At 36.3% G+C, this 16,325-nt stretch carries 11 protein-coding genes; 3 read left to right on the forward strand and 8 right to left on the reverse strand.

Annotation, left to right across the window (positions count from 1 at the left end; all coding sequences use genetic code 11):
- Positions 1–33 precede the first annotated feature (33 nt).
- A complete protein-coding gene (locus tag AsAng_RS15155) occupies positions 34–552 on the reverse strand; it encodes an OmpH family outer membrane protein (protein WP_264787936.1) in 519 nt (172 codons plus the stop codon).
- A 680-nt stretch (positions 553–1,232) separates the two neighbouring features.
- Between AsAng_RS15155 and AsAng_RS15160 the strand changes: the two genes are divergently transcribed.
- The gene (locus tag AsAng_RS15160; protein WP_264787937.1) at positions 1,233–3,368 is read left to right on the forward strand and encodes a response regulator; all 2,136 of its coding nucleotides are present in this window, start codon (positions 1,233–1,235) and stop codon (positions 3,366–3,368) included.
- 39 nt (positions 3,369–3,407) lie between these two features.
- On the opposite strand, the gene AsAng_RS15165 is transcribed toward AsAng_RS15160, so the two are convergent.
- From AsAng_RS15165 to folP, 6 genes are all read right to left on the reverse strand, one after another.
- Positions 3,408–3,926, reverse strand: coding sequence for an OmpH family outer membrane protein (locus AsAng_RS15165; protein ID WP_264787938.1), 519 nt, complete (start codon positions 3,924–3,926; stop codon positions 3,408–3,410).
- A 247-nt stretch (positions 3,927–4,173) separates the two neighbouring features.
- Positions 4,174–4,686, reverse strand: coding sequence for an OmpH family outer membrane protein (locus AsAng_RS15170; RefSeq protein WP_264787939.1), 513 nt, complete (start codon positions 4,684–4,686; stop codon positions 4,174–4,176).
- Position 4,687: 1 nt separating this feature from the next.
- A complete protein-coding gene (locus AsAng_RS15175) occupies positions 4,688–5,203 on the reverse strand; it encodes an OmpH family outer membrane protein (protein ID WP_264787940.1) in 516 nt (171 codons plus the stop codon).
- 245 nt (positions 5,204–5,448) lie between these two features.
- Complete coding sequence (locus AsAng_RS15180; RefSeq protein WP_264787941.1) at positions 5,449–8,475, reverse strand: hypothetical protein; 3,027 nt, start codon at positions 8,473–8,475, stop codon at positions 5,449–5,451.
- A 497-nt stretch (positions 8,476–8,972) separates the two neighbouring features.
- Entirely contained in the window at positions 8,973–9,575 is a 603-nt protein-coding gene (gene miaE, locus AsAng_RS15185; protein ID WP_264787942.1) for a tRNA-(ms[2]io[6]A)-hydroxylase, read from the reverse strand.
- A gap of 59 nt (positions 9,576–9,634) precedes the next feature.
- The gene (gene folP, locus AsAng_RS15190) at positions 9,635–10,414 is read right to left on the reverse strand and encodes a dihydropteroate synthase (RefSeq protein ID WP_264787943.1); all 780 of its coding nucleotides are present in this window, start codon (positions 10,412–10,414) and stop codon (positions 9,635–9,637) included.
- Positions 10,415–10,834: 420 nt separating this feature from the next.
- Here folP and AsAng_RS15195 point away from each other — a divergent pair, with 420 nt between their 5' ends.
- Entirely contained in the window at positions 10,835–11,554 is a 720-nt protein-coding gene (locus AsAng_RS15195) for a tetratricopeptide repeat protein (RefSeq protein ID WP_264787944.1), read from the forward strand.
- Between the two features lie 75 nt (positions 11,555–11,629).
- Here the strand turns inward: AsAng_RS15195 and AsAng_RS15200 are convergent, their stop codons facing one another.
- Positions 11,630–13,315 (reverse strand): formate--tetrahydrofolate ligase, encoded by a 1,686-nt coding sequence (locus AsAng_RS15200; protein WP_264787945.1) that lies wholly within the window; start codon positions 13,313–13,315, stop codon positions 11,630–11,632.
- Between the two features lie 592 nt (positions 13,316–13,907).
- Here AsAng_RS15200 and AsAng_RS15205 point away from each other — a divergent pair.
- Positions 13,908–16,199: an FdhF/YdeP family oxidoreductase gene (locus AsAng_RS15205; RefSeq protein ID WP_264787946.1), complete on the forward strand. Its 2,292-nt coding sequence runs from the start codon at positions 13,908–13,910 to the stop codon at positions 16,197–16,199.
- Positions 16,200–16,325: the final 126 nt, after the last annotated feature.

A 16,325-nucleotide genomic window follows, 5' to 3' on the forward strand; every position in this document is an offset into this window, starting at 1 on the left:
ATCATTTTAAATATCTTATAACGTTTGGGATAATTACCAACTAATACCCAAAGCCGTTTTTACTTTTTCGGTAGCATCAATTCCGCCTTCAGAATAAAGCAAGAATTTTTTATCTAGAATATAGCTATATTGGTTTTCTTTGGCTACTTTTTTTAGTGCATTATCCAATTCTTGATAAAGAGGTTTTGTCAATTCGCCCTCTTTGTCCATTAATTTTTTGTCTGCATCAGCAGCTTCTTTTTGCAAATCAGCTTGCATTTTTTGCAATTTAGCCTGTGCTTCTTGCTCCTGCTTTGGTGTCAATTCTCCACGTTGAGCTTTTTCCATAATCTCTTGGTAATAATCTTGTGCCTCTTTTTGCTTAGCTTCTAGTACCTTTTGCAATTGTTTACCATAAGCTTCAACTTCCGATTTTGCACGTTTATATGCTGGCATTTCAGGAACGATGTCCTCTGAAACAATGTAAGCTATTTTTTGAGCATTGGCAGTTGTACCTAATGCCATAAATGCAATTACGGTTAAAACTGATAATAGATTTAAGACATTCTTCATCTTGGTTCTTTTTAAATTTTAATTTGTAATTATAATCTGTTGTCGTAAGCAAATCTCAATATAAATTATTGCGGTTTACTTGTGTTTTTTATCTCGATTACTTAATTAAGAGATAAGTTATTTTTTGATTGGATATATACATATTGCGTACCACTTTTAGTTCTTTTTAGAAAAACACAAGGTTTTAAGCATCTATTTTTGCGCTCTTTCTCCTTTCCTAAGATAACAGTAACTTCTCTTAACTGTATTTAACGTAAAGTAATCGAACTTAGTGGGGTTAATTGCGTGTGCAAAAGTACGGATTCAAGATCATTTGCCCTAATTAAGTACCAAAAAAAAATGTGTTTAGCCACAAAAATCATAAACACTTAACAAACAGCTAATTACAAACAAAGTTAAAAACAACAGTATCTATATCAGGACTAAGATTAAAAATTTACAATTGGTTTTAATTATTATCTCTTGCCTCCTATGGCAATAAATAAAGCGCAAAAAATTAAGATTTCAGTTCCTATAATTATCTAATTTTAGTATATTTTATCATAATAAATATGCCCCCAAAGGAAAAAAAAAGCCTTTTTTTTCTTAATTTACCTAATGTGTATAGTACTATATAGAGGTATAAAGCAGCCCCCACCTCCTAGTATATATCAGGATATTCCTAAAATCAGATCCAAAAAATGCCTAAAAAATTTCACTTAAACCAATTTTCCCCTAACATAAACCCCAACCTATCTCTAGAAGAAGGAATTTTTAATATTGTTAATTTCTACTCTATTATTGGTTGCTTATTCTTTTTTATTGCATCTGTTCTATTTCATTATCACTTTGTCACTCAAGTAATAATTGCTACTAGTTTTGTTGTTTTCTTTATCATTTATTTTTTATCCAACAACAAAGGCTGGTTCCAATACCTAGTCATCCCCTATATCCTGTATACCCTAACCATGCTGTTTATCTTATGGTATCAAAAAGGCGGCTTTTATAGTAATATTCCGATTCTCTTCATTACCCTTCTGGTTATTTTTATTATAATCATCCCCAAAAATCTTCGTTGGTTAGGTAGTATACTTTCCGTTAGCACACTTGGTTTGCTCGTTCTTATCCAATACACTTTCCCCAACTTTACCATCCAATACTATTCCTCTGTTCAGGAATTGACCTATGCTATGACAACAACAACGATTATAGCCACCTTACTTATTGGGCAAATTTTAAATACACTAAAAGATCGTTTTGAAATTGATCGCAAAGTATTAGAACAAAAAAACAAAGAACTAGAACAAGCTACACAAGCAAAGTCTCAATTTTTGGCGAATATGAGCCATGAAATACGCACCCCAATGAATGGTGTAATTGGAATGACAGATTTGCTCAACGATACAGAATTAACGATGGAGCAAGAAGAATTGCTCAATGCTATAAAAATTAGTGGTGAACGTTTATTAATTATAATTAATGAAATTTTAGATTTTTCAAAAATAGAGTCTGGTCAAAATGAATTAATCCAAGAACCTTTTTCACTGGTTGAGTGTATTGAAGAAGCGCTAGAAATTAATGCTCCAAAATCAGCTCATAAAAAATTAGAACTCAATTATTGGATCGAGCCTAATGTTCCTTCTTATATTTTGGGCGACCATGGCAAATTGCGCCAAATTCTAATTAATCTAATTGGAAATGCGATTAAGTTTACCGACAAAGGCGAAATTTTGGTCTTTATCAAAAAAATTGCCTCCAACAATAATCAAATTGATTTAATGTTTAGTGTTAAGGACACAGGGATTGGTATTTCCAAAGCCAGCCAATCTAACCTCTTTGATGCCTTTACTCAAGTTGACAATTCCAACCAGCGAAAATATGGTGGCACTGGTTTGGGGCTTGCCATTAGCAAATTTTTGGCAGAAATGATGGGAGGGCAAATATGGGTAGAAAGCACCGAAGGACAGGGCTCTACTTTTTCGTTTACCATCAATGTTCCTATTCTGGAAGAAATGCCCAATTTTAGTGATGCTAATATTCACTTGTTAAAAGATAAGAAAGTACTCGTTGTTGACGATCACGAAACCAACCGTTGGGTAATCAAACGTTTGTTGAGCAAGTGGGGCATTACAGCTTATGTTGTCAATTCGGCAGATAAAGCCATGACGGTATTCAAAGAAAAACCTGATTTGGACTTAGCCATTTTGGATGCGTACATGCCTGAAAAAGACGGCATAGAACTCGCTATTGAACTAAAAAACAACAATGCTCCTTTTCCCATTATTCTATTTAGCTCTGGCAACAAGCCCAATTTCAAAAATTTCAACAAAATTTTTGTTTCTTTTATCAGAAAACCGCTCAAACAACAACATTTGCTCCAAACATTGATTGATACCTTTCTTAGTGTCAATCAAAAAGTCAGAAAAAAAGAAAAAGTCTTTAATGATCTATTGTCCAAACAAATACCATTAAATATTTTAATTGTAGAGGATGATTTTATTAATCAAAAAGTCATTGGTAAAGTATTGGCAAAATTGGGGTATCAGGTCGATATTGCCAATAATGGTGTAGAGGCCTTGAAACAGATCAAACAGCAGCCTTATAATCTAATATTTATGGATATACAAATGCCCGAAATGGATGGGTATGAAACGACGATCCAAATTAGAAAAGATACAAAAATTGATCAAGACATTTTGATTATTGCAATGACGGCAAATGCCATGCAAGAGGACCGCCAAAAATGCTTGGATATTGGCATGAACGATTATATTAGTAAACCTGTAATTGCACAGGACATCGAGCATATTATTCGTAAATGGAAAGAAATAGCATAGCCCAATTTATGCTAGCATAAATTGGGCTATTGCACAAAACTACCAGCTAATTCCCAATGCTGTTTTTACCTTTTCAGTTGCATCAATCCCTCCTGCCGAGTACAACATAAATTTTTTGTCCAATACATAAGTATAATTATTTTCTTTTGCTACTTTTGAAATGGCCTGATTAAATGCCTCATAGATCGGCTTTGTTAGTTCACTTTCTTTTTGAGCTAACTTCTTTTCAGCATCCATGGCATCCTTCTGCAAGTCGGCTTGCATACGTTGCAGCTTTGCTTCTGCTTCTTGTTGCTGTTTAGGGGTCATTAATCCTCGCTTAATAGAGTCCATCACTTCTTTATAATAAGCCTCCATATCCGCCTGTTTTTGTTCCAACACCTTTTGCAGTTGTTTACCATAAGCTTCAACTTCTGATTTTGCTCGTTTATAGGCTGCCATTTCTGGGACAATTGCCTCTGCTTCTATATAAGCAATCTGTTGTGCATAGCTATTTTGGCTCCACGATACAACCAATAGCATCACCACTAGAACTAATAATTTTTGGATGTTCTTCATAATAAGGTCTTTTTTTAGGGCAGAATACTTCCCCTTTGATTTTAATAAAAATCGAAAATAGTTCCTTATTCTAACTATTTAATCCCCTTTAACATTACACTCAGAATTAACAAAACGCTTTTAACAATATTTAACGCTCTGCCCTCTAAAAGCGCTCTATTTTTATGAAAAGCAAAGAACAGGATAGAAAACAGCCCTTCTTTCTACAAAAGAAAGAAGGGCTGCAAAAATTAGGCGTATTAGAACGCTAAATACCTAGTTCTTTTTTGAGCTGATCGGTTGCATCAATCCCCCCCGTAGCATACATCAATAGTTTTTTATCTAAGATATAAGCGTAACTATTTTTTTGGGCAATGGTTTCGATTCCCTTTTCAAATTTATCATACATAGGCTTAGACAATACCTGTTCTTTAGCAACCAACTGCTGGTCAGCTTCTGTCGTTTTTTGCTCCAAGTCGCTTTGCATTTTTTGAAGTTTGACTTCTGCCTCCTGTTGCTGTTGAGCTGTCATTTCACCTCTTTTCACCTGTTCAATCACCGAAGTATAATACTGAGCAATGGCCTTTTTTTCGGCATCCAACTGCTTAAGCAATTGCTTTTGGAAGGTCTCTAAGGACGATTGAGTAATTCTATATTCAGGCATTGCTTTAATGATAACATCTGTATCAATATACGCAATCCGCTGCTGCGAAAAAGTCGCCTGAGCAGAGCAACAAAAAAATAAGCAACACAGCACAACCTTTATTAATACCTTGTTCATATTATTTCGCCAAGTTTTTGATCACATCTGCGGTCAAATCTTTATCATCGGCAGCATAAATAAGTGTCGCACCATCAGGAGCAGTAAAAACAAAGTCGTATTTACGATCTTTTGCTAATTTTTGAATCACATTGTACACTTTTTCTTGAATAGGTTTCACCAAACTCTGGCGTTTTTTAAATAACTCCCCTTCTGGACCAAAACGAGATTTTTGTAGGCTACGCACTGCTTTTTCTTTGTTCACAATTTCCTCCTGTTTTGATTTTCTCATCTCATCACTCAGTAGAGGTTCACGAGTTTGATACTCTCGATACATTGTTTCTATCTGGTCGTATTCCTTGGCAATTTCTTGTCTCCAACGCTCAGCTTGCTGTTCTAGCTCTCGTTGCGCTGTTTCATACTCCTTTACAGAACTCATAATTTTTTCCATATCAACATAAGCAACTTTTGAATATTGAGCCTGTACCGTAGACATCCCTAACATCAATAGTATTATCAGCAATGATAGTTGTTTCATAAACATCTTTTATTTTAATTAGTAATGATTCATAAATTTAAGTAGTAAAAACATGGTATCGTTTTATACCACCAACTCTTCGCAAGATTTTTGCCAATTTTACAACAAAATACAAAAGGAATACGCAATATTGCCTATTTTTTTGTTAAAGCAATAACTGTTTTAACATAAATTTAAAAAGAGTGTACCTAGATATTAAGTACACTCTTCTAATAAAACCAACAAAGTTGTTTTATAATTTATTTTTAGTTGCTTCCTTCTTTTACCTCTTTTCGAAGTTCAGCCACACGCTCTGTTAAGATTTTTACTTTTTTCTCTTGCGCTTCGATCTCTTCCTTTTTAGTTTTAATCGTAGCATCAAGCGCCTCTATCTCAACCGTAGATTTTTCTTTAACAGCAGCAACCGCAGCAGTAGCTTTATCCTGCTCCTCTTTTACTTTAGCCTTGATTTTAGCAACCTCAGCGGCCGTTTTTTCATTGGTAGCAGCAATTTCCTCTGCAGACTTTTCTTTAGAAGCAGCAATTGCGGCAGCATTTTCTTCCTGTGCCTTTTTGAGATTGGCCTCCAAAGTAGCCTTAGTGGCAACATTCTCTTGCTGGATTTTTTCAATTTCTGCTTTCGCCTTCGCCTTTGCATCCGTAATCTCAGTAGCCGCCTTTTCTTTAGTAGCAGCGATTTCAGTAGCCGCTTTTTCTTTGGCCTCTACCATATCTTGTTGCGCCTTATCAACCGTAGCATCCAACTCTTTTTTAATTTCTATCTTTTTGTCCTCAGAAGCAGCCTTAGCCTCTGCGACTTCCATAGCCCCCTTCTCTTTGACAACAGCAATCTGCTCAGCAACCTCTTCTCTAGTTTTTAATAAACGCAAGGTTTCCTCTTTTTCAGCAGCAACAGTATTCGCTTTAATGTCTTCAATAATCGAAGCTGATTCGGACTTAGTTTTTGCAATTTCCATAGCAGCCCTTTCCTTTGTTTCAGCGATTTCATTTGCAGCTTTTTGGCGTTCTAAGGCAGCTTTTTCTTTATCACTAGCCACACCATTCGCTAAATTTTCTTTAATTTTTGCTCGTTCCTCAGCCGCTTCTTGTTGCAATTTAGCAATCGATTCAACGATTTCTGTTTGAGTAGTAGCTTCCTTCTCCTTTAGAGCAGCAATTTTGTTAAGTGTAGCCTCCTGTGTAGCCAACAGTTCTTCAGCAGCTTTTTCTTTAGCTTGCGCAATTTCCTCTACAGAAGCAGATTTTAATTTTTCAGCATTTGCCTTAGCCTCCTTAATTTGTTTAGCTGTTTCTGTTTTAATTTCCTCCATACGCTTAGAAGCTATATTTTGAGAAGTTTTTACATCCTCAACATATTTAGTCTTAGCATCTTTTGCCTCTAAATTGGCAGACTCAATCTTAGCGATAGCCTCTTCCTGCGCCTTTTGAATCTCGGTAGCTGCTTTTTCTCTCGCACTGGCAACTTCCTCTGCTGATTCTGCTTTTATCTTAGCTTCATTGGCTCTAGCCTCTTCAATTTTTTTCTTAATTTCCTCGCTAATTTTAGCAATTTCAGCCGCCGCCTTTTCTTTAGCAACAATTACTTCACTCGCAATTTCTTTTTTCTTGGTCTCTGCCTCTTCACGAGATTTAAGAACAGCCTCTGAAGTTAATTCCTTTGTCTTAGCAATTTCTTCGGCAGCTTTAGCCTTTGCAGCGGCTATTTCCTCTGCTGTTTTGGTATTCTCATTGGCTGCATTTTCTTTTGCATCAATAACGCTAGACTTAATTCTAGCAATTTCCTCTGCTGCCAACGTCCTTTCCGTTTCGATTTGCTTAGCAATTTTTTCACGCTCTACAGCCGCTTTGTCCAACGTTTCAGCAACAGATGCCGCTGCTCTCTCCTGAGTTTCGGCAACTTCCTCTGAAGCCTTTCTTTTTGCTTCTGCGACTTCCAATTGAGCAGCCTGTTTTTCTTCAGCTGCTTTTTTCTTAGTTTCCCCAATATCTATAGCCACTTTTTCTCGTACAGCCTGAATCTCAGCAGCGGCAGATTGTTTTGCATTAGAAACATCCTTTGCCGTTAAGTTTCGCTCATTTTCTGCTTTTCTTTTTGCCTCAGCTATTTTTGCAGCAACTTCTTCCTGTATAGCATTTAATTCTTCTTGTGCAGCTTCCTTTATGGTTTGAATCTCTACCGAATATTGCTCTTTAGCTATTTCAAATTGCTTGTGTGCCTCCGCCATTTTTTCGGCAGCTGCTTTGCGAGCCTCAGCTACTTTAGTTGCTTCGTCTGCTTGGATTTCTTGAATTTTTTGGTTGGATTTTTCACGAGTTTTTATGGCTTCCAATTGAGCTTTTTCCACAATACTATTGGCTGTTTTTTGGGCTTCTTCGATAGCAGTTGCTACCTCTTCCCTAGCCTTCTCGATTTCAATGTTTGCTTTTTTTCTAGCATCCAATACTTGCTGAGCAATTTCAGATTGGGTCTTAGCAGCATTTTCTTTTGCCAACGAGACATCCTTTGCTAGACGAGCTTTAATTTTTGAATTTTGCTCTTTAATTTCTGCAATTTCATTCTTTAGAGCATCTTTTCTCAAAACCAATTCACGCTTAAGCTCCTTTTCTTCCGCATCTGTTAATTGATCACAAGGAGAGCCCGATGATTTAGCAATCACACTAGCGGCAGAACTATTATCGGTCGTAGATGCTTTTTTATTCCCATTAGCAAGGCTCCTCATGCTCGTGCTTATTTCTTTATCTTTAACTTTAGTAGCATCTAGCTCTTCCAAAAAACACCTTGCCGATTGCTGAAGTTGAGCTTGACGTGCAGCATCCAAAGAATAAGGATACATTTTCATTTCGACCATATTCACCAATCGAATTTGCGAAATATTATTATCAGAAAGCCATTCAATCGCTTTTAAATCCAATTGAAGTGTATTGATATAAGCTGCTCTATTTCGAATGGTTGTTTTCTCACTATCGTAAATAAAATTATACGGAAATTTTTGCCCTGTTGAAGAGATAAACATCAACTTATCATCTTTTTCTAGGGGCTTGATCAGCGTTGAATTGTGTCCAGTTGTTGTGACAATAGCAGTAACTCCCTCTTCTGAGTTCTCAAATCTAATACTGTAATCAAAATCTGTCCGAGCAACTAATATATGTGTTTTAGTGGTTAGACTGTGCATGTTACCATGCTTAATATTCTTAGAAAAGGCATCCCCACATTGCCCCAAAGCAATGTTTCCTAAAAGCATAAAGAGAAATACGTTAAAAAATTGTTTCATAGTTTGACTTTTTGAGGTAACATAAAATAAAACCTAAGCTATTATTTATTTTATTCACACACTATAGATTAACGATTTTGTTGTTCGTTAGCGGCAAACAACAGTTTTCGTAGTTGGTACTTTACGTTTATGAGCCAGCACAGCTCATCTTGTCTTTTGTACGATCATAAAGTAGCAATATAGTTAAGTATATGATTTATAAAATCAAAAATCAAATAATAACTTAGAATAGATTGGGGGTCCATTTGTCGTATCTTTCATATAGTGACTCATACTAATGACAAGCTTTTTTTTAAATAGTTGCAAAAACAAGTTAACAATCCCTTCATTATAAGGTCTTCACCAAATAAGATGAACGGTAATTGGCACAAGTCTTCAACGATTTGACTTTTGTTTCATTAGCTTTATTCCTCATAAATTTTGCGTTCACAAAAACACAATGTTTATAATATACCGATTTTTTCAAATAAAGAATCGCCAAAAGTTACCCCTATATATCAATGCATTCGATCTGCTCTTGGCTTTAGTTGCTTTACTAATGCTGCCTCAAAAGCCAAACAAGCGTTCCATCGTTCTTGCGTTTTTTCTTTGCCAATATAATGCTCTGCTAAGTCCAAAAACAAACGGTAATGCCCAGCTTCTGAAACCATAAACTTGTGGTAAAAACTTCGCAAAGATTGATCACTAATATTTAGTGACAATAACCTAAATCGTTCGCAACTTCTGGCTTCAATCATAGCACAAACTAATAATCGATCCAATAGCAGGTCTTCAGGAGTTACCCCCTTTCGAACAAACAGCAATAGTTGGTTTACGTATTCATCTTTTCGTTGCCTCCCTAGTTTTAAGCCTCGTTTTTCAAGTTCTTTTAAAACCAACCTAAAGTGACTCCACTCTTCAGCAACAATAGGTGTCACTTTTTGTACGAGTAACTCTTTGTCTGAATACCGTTGAATAAGACTAATGCAACTTGTTGTCGCTTTTTGTTCACAAAAAGCATGATCGGTCAAAATATCTTCCAAGCTCATTTCAGCCATATTTACCCATCGAGGATCTGTTGGCAACTGAATTCCTAATACTCTCTTTTTATCTTCTTCCATTTATAATTTTATCTTGTTCTTTTCTCTAAATCAACCTCCAGTTCTTCCCCCCACTTGTTTTAGAGATTGTTGAGTAACATACTATGCAACTGAATAGCCTCTTGAGCTGCTTTTACATCGTGAACTCTCAAAATATGAGCTCCCTGCTGCAAAGCAATCATATGCAATGCCGTTGTTCCATTCAAAGCCTCTTGGGGGCTGTTCCCCAACAATTTCCAAATCATCGATTTTCTAGAAATACCAACTAACATTGGTAAGTTTAGTATCTGATAAATGTTCAAATTATTTAATAAGCGATAATTATGCTCCAAGGTTTTTCCAAAACCAAAACCAACATCCAAAATAATATCTTGGATGCCTTTCTCTTTTAGAAGTGCAATCTTTTGAATAAAAAAATCGAGCACTTCCGTTAATTCATCTGCATACACTGGTTGATCCTGCATGTTTTGGGGCTTCCCTTGCATATGCATTAATACATAAGGTACCTTATGCTGCGCAACCACTTCCAACAAATCCTTATCTATACTAGATGCAGAAATGTCATTGACCAAATGTACGCCTGCTTGGATTGCCTCTTTTGTAATGGTAGCCCTATAAGTATCAATAGAAATGAATACATTAGGGAAATATTGACGAATTAATTCTATAGCAGGAATCACCCGTTTTCGTTCCTCCTCAACAGAAATAAGTGCCGCCCCTGGTCTGGAGGAAGCTCCACCAATGTCCAAAATTGTCGCTCCTTCTTCTAACATCATTTCGACCTGTTGAAGTAATTTTTTTGGGGTTTTGATACGACTACCTTCATAAAAAGAATCTGGTGTCATATTTAATATTCCCATAACAACAGGCTTTGACAAATCCAATAACTTACCTCTACAATTTATTAACATATTATTTAGTGTTAGATTTGGCTTATCCAATCAATACAAAAAAGCCATAATCCTCTATTGTACTACCATTAAAATTCATCCAAAAACGCTCTACAAAGATAAGCTTTCTTATCCATATTTTGAGCTTATTAGAATGCCTTTTCGGACGAAAAATTAAGAAAAAAATGCTTCAAAATAAAATAAATATAGATGCGGTATATCTTTTGCAATCGATCCCTTAATGGAGATAAAATGTTACTTTAATTGTTTAAAGAGAGCAGACTTTTCATTGTTTCTGTATTTTTTCTATATATAATTACATCCATTATCCCTAATAATCACTTGATATCATTATCTTTGTGTTCCATTTTTCACCAAAACAGGCTGAACATGATCTTATCAAACACACTAAGGCTTTTTATTTTGTTAGCCATTCATACCACTATATTTGCACAAGATACCACCTCTACTATTGATAGTAGTAGCTTAACCCAAGCTAATTCTTCCAAATTTTTCGCACAACTTCCACCACCAGAACCTGAAAAAAATTCAGAAATATTGATGAAAGAAGCAATTGTGCATTTTGATGGAGAGCGCTATAAAAAAAGCATTGAAATGCTGGACGAGGCAATTCAAATCAATGAATTTCCACAACTTACTCCCATTCTGTTTTTCTATAGAGCAGTATCAAAAGTCAAAATCAATGATTTTGAAGCAGCAGTAGCTGATTATACCGATGCAATTCGTGTCAACCCCTATAAATCAAAGTACATTTATTATCGGGGCTTAGCCTATTTTGAGTTAGGCAACTATGAAAAAGCGAAAAAAGACTTTCAAACGACCTTAGCTATGGATGGAGCCAATGCAGATCTCTATGTAAAATTGGCCTATCTTAAACAACAGGAAAATGACTTGAAAGGTGCTATTGAAGATTATACCAAAGCAATCGAATTTAATCCTAAATTTGCTGCTCCTTATTATTATAGAGGGCTAATTTACCTTCAAGTACTATTGCACGACAAAGCCTGTGCAGATCTCAAAAAAGCAATTAATTTGGGGCATCCCCTTGCAGCAAGGGTTTATGACAAATATTGTGATGAGTATAAATAATAATACTAAGACCTTCCTATTATAAACAGATAACGAGTTAGGTAAAAACTAACTCGTTATCTAATGCTAAATTTCTTAGGAAAGCCCTGATATTTTTCCAGTGTTATCTATGGTCATTCCCTCAGAAGAAGGCACTGCTGGCAAACCAGGCATGCGCATCATCTTGCCCAAGATAGGAATAATAAAGCCCGCTCCAACTGCATATTCAAACTCTCGAACATTAACTGAAAAATCTTTGGGTCGCCCCAGCAATTTATCGTTATCAGAAAATGATTTTTGTGTTTTAGCCATACAGATTGGCAGATGCTCTAGCCCCAAACGAGCAATGCGTTTTAAATCTAATTTTGCTCGTTTAGAATAAATTACCTCAGTAGCTCCATAGATTTCTTTGGCAATTTTATCAATCTTTTCCTTAACGGGTAAATTCCAATCGTACAAGCCTTCAAATTTATTTTGTCCAGACTCTACCTCTGTCACAACAGCATTTGCCAAATCAACCATTCCATCTCCACCATGTGCCCAGCCCTCAGCAACAATAGCTTGAACGCCCATCTCTTTGCATTTATCTTTTATCCAAAGCACCTCAGCATCTGTATCACTAGGAAATGCATTGATGGCAACAACTGGATTCAAACCAAATTTACGGCAGTTCTCAATGTGTTTTTCAAGGTTTTCAAAGCCTTTTTCTACTCGTTCTAAACTAGGCGTATTGTACTCGTCCTTTTTGGCTCCACCATGATGCCTCAATGCACGAATGGTCGCTACCAAAACCACTGCTTTGGGTTTTAAGCCAGCAGAAACACATTTTATATTCAAGAATTTTTCAGCTCCTAAATCTGCGCCAAATCCTGCTTCTGTAACCACATAGTCCGATAAAGACAATCCCATTTTGGTCGCAATAATGGTATTGGTTCCCTGTGCTATATTGGCAAAAGGACCACCATGAATAATAGCAGGATTTTCTTCTAACGTTTGAACCAAATTAGGTTTAATGGCATCCTTTAACAAAATCGCCATAGCGTCTTCTGCTTTTAGATCTCTAGCATAAATTGGCTTTTTATCAAATGTAAATCCAATAAAAATATTTCCTAATTTTGTTTTCAAATCTTCCATATCCTTTGCCATGCACAAGATGGCCATCACTTCTGAGGCAGGCGTGATATTAAAACCATCCTCTCTAGGAATGCCATTGGCTGTTCCTCCCAAACCAATTGTAATTTGGCGCAAGGCACGGTCATTCATGTCCATTACCCGCTTCCAAACAATGGTTCGTGGATCAATGCCCAAATTTCTAGTTTTGCTCTGGATATTGTTGTCAATTAGGGCAGAAAGCAGATTATTCGCTTTTTCTACTGCCGAAAAATCACCTGTAAAATGCAAGTTAATATCCTCCATTGGTACCACCTGCGCATAACCGCCACCAGCTGCGCCTCCCTTGATACCAAAAACAGGTCCCAAAGAGGGTTCTCGCAATACAACCGTCGTTTTTTTGCCAATTTTATTCAATCCTTCTGTCAATCCAATAGAAGTCGTTGTCTTTCCCTCCCCTGCAGGAGTAGGAGTCATTGCTGTAACTAGAATCAAATTATTTTGCGCTACTTTTTCTTCATCAATAAAAGACAAAGGAAGTTTTGCTTTATATTTTCCATAATACTCCAAATCATCCTCATTGATATTAAGTTTTGCAGCAATTGTCTTGATATGCTCCATTTCATTATTCTGGGCAATTTCAATGTCGGTAAGAAATTTTGTTTCTTCCATAATAACGTAGTTTTTTTAGGAGTGTTTTAGATTAATAGTTCGATAATTTCTTTAACAAAAGCATTATCTTATCAAATTGATTTACAGATAACCAACAATAAAGCCTCTCTCATAAATACCTATAAATTAATCCAATAATTTTTTCACCGAACTAATGTTAGATAAAAAATCAATTATTGAGTATTTTGTACTTCTACCAAACTCCACACAGGACTTTTTAAGAAGTATCTTGGGTAAGATCGTACAATATAGTCTTGTTTTCTTATAATTTAAAGATAGATGCCATTTTTGTTAATTCTAGCATAATTTACTACCTTCAAGATCCTATTTTTTTGCATTCATTTAGAGATTGAGGTTGTCTATATTTTTTCGACCTCATTCATTTACAATAAACATAACCAACTACTTATGTGACTGCTTAGCAATTAACTAACGGTACCCAATAAAGTAAACGTTATTCATCAAATGGCTAATAATCAATACCAATACAACTATGTTTTTTTATGGTCTATAACCACTAAACAAAACAAATTAGCCACGCACTAAAAACACTAGCATTCACAAAGTAAGTATCAAGTAATACTATCTCATTATGAAAAGAAACGTTCGAATTGTTCCGCCTGAAAATTTTGAAGATCTAAAACTCACTGCTCGCAAAAAAAAGGCAGCAGGAATTCCTGCATTGGTATCGTCGCTCCAACATTTAAAAAAAGAGATTGGAGTCTGGCAAGGCATCAAAAGACTTAATAAGATGAATCAAAAGGGGGGCTTTGATTGTGCTGGCTGTGCTTGGCCTGATCCAGACGGCAAGCGATCTTCTTTGGGCGAATACTGCGAAAATGGTGTCAAGGCACTAGCTGAAGAAACCACCTTAAAACGAGTTACGCCCGCTTTTTTTGCCGCACACAGTGTAGAAGAAATGAGCAATTGGACCGATTATAAAATTGGTAAATCGGGAAGGATTACAGCGCCTATGTATTTGGCTGCAGATCGCTCTCATTATGAACCTATTTCTTGGGACAAAGCCTTTGAAATAATTGCCCAACACCTCCAAGCCTTATCATCGCCAAATGAAGCTGTATTTTATACATCTGGACGAACAAGTAATGAGGCCGCATTTATGTATCAATTGTTAGCACGGCAGCTCGGAACCAATAACCTTCCCGACTGTTCTAATATGTGCCATGAATCCAGTGGAAAAGGACTTGGAGAAACACTTGGTATTGGTAAAGGCTCGGTCACTTTAGAAGATATTCATCAAGCAGAGGTCGTGGTCGTTATTGGGCAAAACCCAGGAACCAATCATCCTCGTATGCTCACAGCATTGGCAAAATGCAAAAAAAATGGAGGCAAAGTAGTTAGTATCAATCCAATTCCTGAACCAGGGCTAGAATGTTTTGTCAATCCACAGAGTGTGAGTGATGTACTTACAGGTGGTACTTCTATTGCTGATCAATACCTACAAGTACGCATAAACGGAGATGTGGCTTTATTAAAAGCTGCTATGATATTGATGCTAGAGGCAGAAGAAAAGCAGCCTGGTACTGTATTTGACCTTCCCTTTTTAGAAGAACATTGTGAAGGCTACGAGGCCTTAATAGCAGATCTAAAACAAGTTGATTTTTTAGATGCAGTAGCAGAAAGTGGCGTATCTGAAAGCGAAATTCGACAATTTGCAGCACTCTTGATCCAAAAGAAAAAAATCATTATTTGCTGGGCTATGGGCATTACACAACATGAAAATGGGGTGCAAAATATCCGTGAAATTGTCAATATCTTGCTCCTAAAAGGAAGTATTGGCAAAGTTGGTGCTGGAACTTGCCCCGTTCGAGGACATAGTAATGTACAAGGAGATAGAACCGTAGGTATATGGGAAGCTCCCCCTGAACTATTTCTCTCTAATCTAGACAAGGAATTCAACATCCAATCTCCTAGAGCACACGGTTATGATGTTGTCCATGCTATCCATGCCATGCATCAAAATGCAGTGAAAGTATTTATAGCAATGGGGGGCAACTTTATTTCAGCGACACCAGATAGCCAGCTAACAGGGGAAGCAATCCAAAATTGTGACTTAACCGTACAAATATCAACCAAACTCAATCGGTCTCATTTGGTAACAGGTAAAGAAGCACTTATCTTGCCTTGCCTGTCAAGAGCCGAAGAAGACATTCAATCATCAGGAAGACAATTCGTCACTGTTGAAAATTCAATGGGGGTTGTCCATCAAAGTCAAGGCAGTTTTGAACCAGCCTCTCCTCACCTAAAAAGTGAACCAGCTATTGTAACAGGAATTGCCCAAGCCACCTTTGGTTCTTCGTCTACTGTTAATTGGAGTCAAATGATTGATAATTATGACACCATACGAAATCATATCGAAACAGTAATCGGAGGTTTTGAGAATTATAACCAACGAGTTCGTCAACCAGAAGGTTTTTATCTCCCCAATTGTGCTAGAGATCGAAAATTTAATACCCCTTCTAAAAAAGCGCAATTAACCATTAATCCGATTCCAAAACGAACGGTAAAGCCAGGGCATTTTATTATGATGACCATTCGCACCCACGATCAATACAATACCACTATATATGGTTTAGATGATCGTTATCGAGGAATTCTTAATGAGCGAAGAGTTGCCTTAATGAACCAAGAAGACATGAAAACATTAGGGCTCCAAAACAAAGATATTATTCATTTCATTAGTCATTATAAGGGAGAGCAAAGAACAGCCAAAAATTTTAAGGTCATTGCCTATGATATTGCCAAAGGTTGCATTGGTACTTACTTCCCTGAAACGAATGCTTTGGTTCATATTGATAATATTGCAAAAAAAAGCAACACGCCTGCATCTAAGTTTATTGAAGTTGAAATCATCAAAACTTAACTTTTTGTACAAAAATCTTATCTTTTTCTATATAAAGACTTTATAAATTATTAAATTTATAAAGTCTTTTAATTTAACTCCTTTACACTCCAATAACTTAACCCAAAAAACGTTTACCCAAAGCAG

It is taken from the genome of Aureispira anguillae, from assembly GCF_026000115.1.
In the GTDB taxonomy this organism is placed as follows: Bacteria; Bacteroidota; Bacteroidia; order Chitinophagales; family Saprospiraceae; genus Aureispira; species Aureispira anguillae.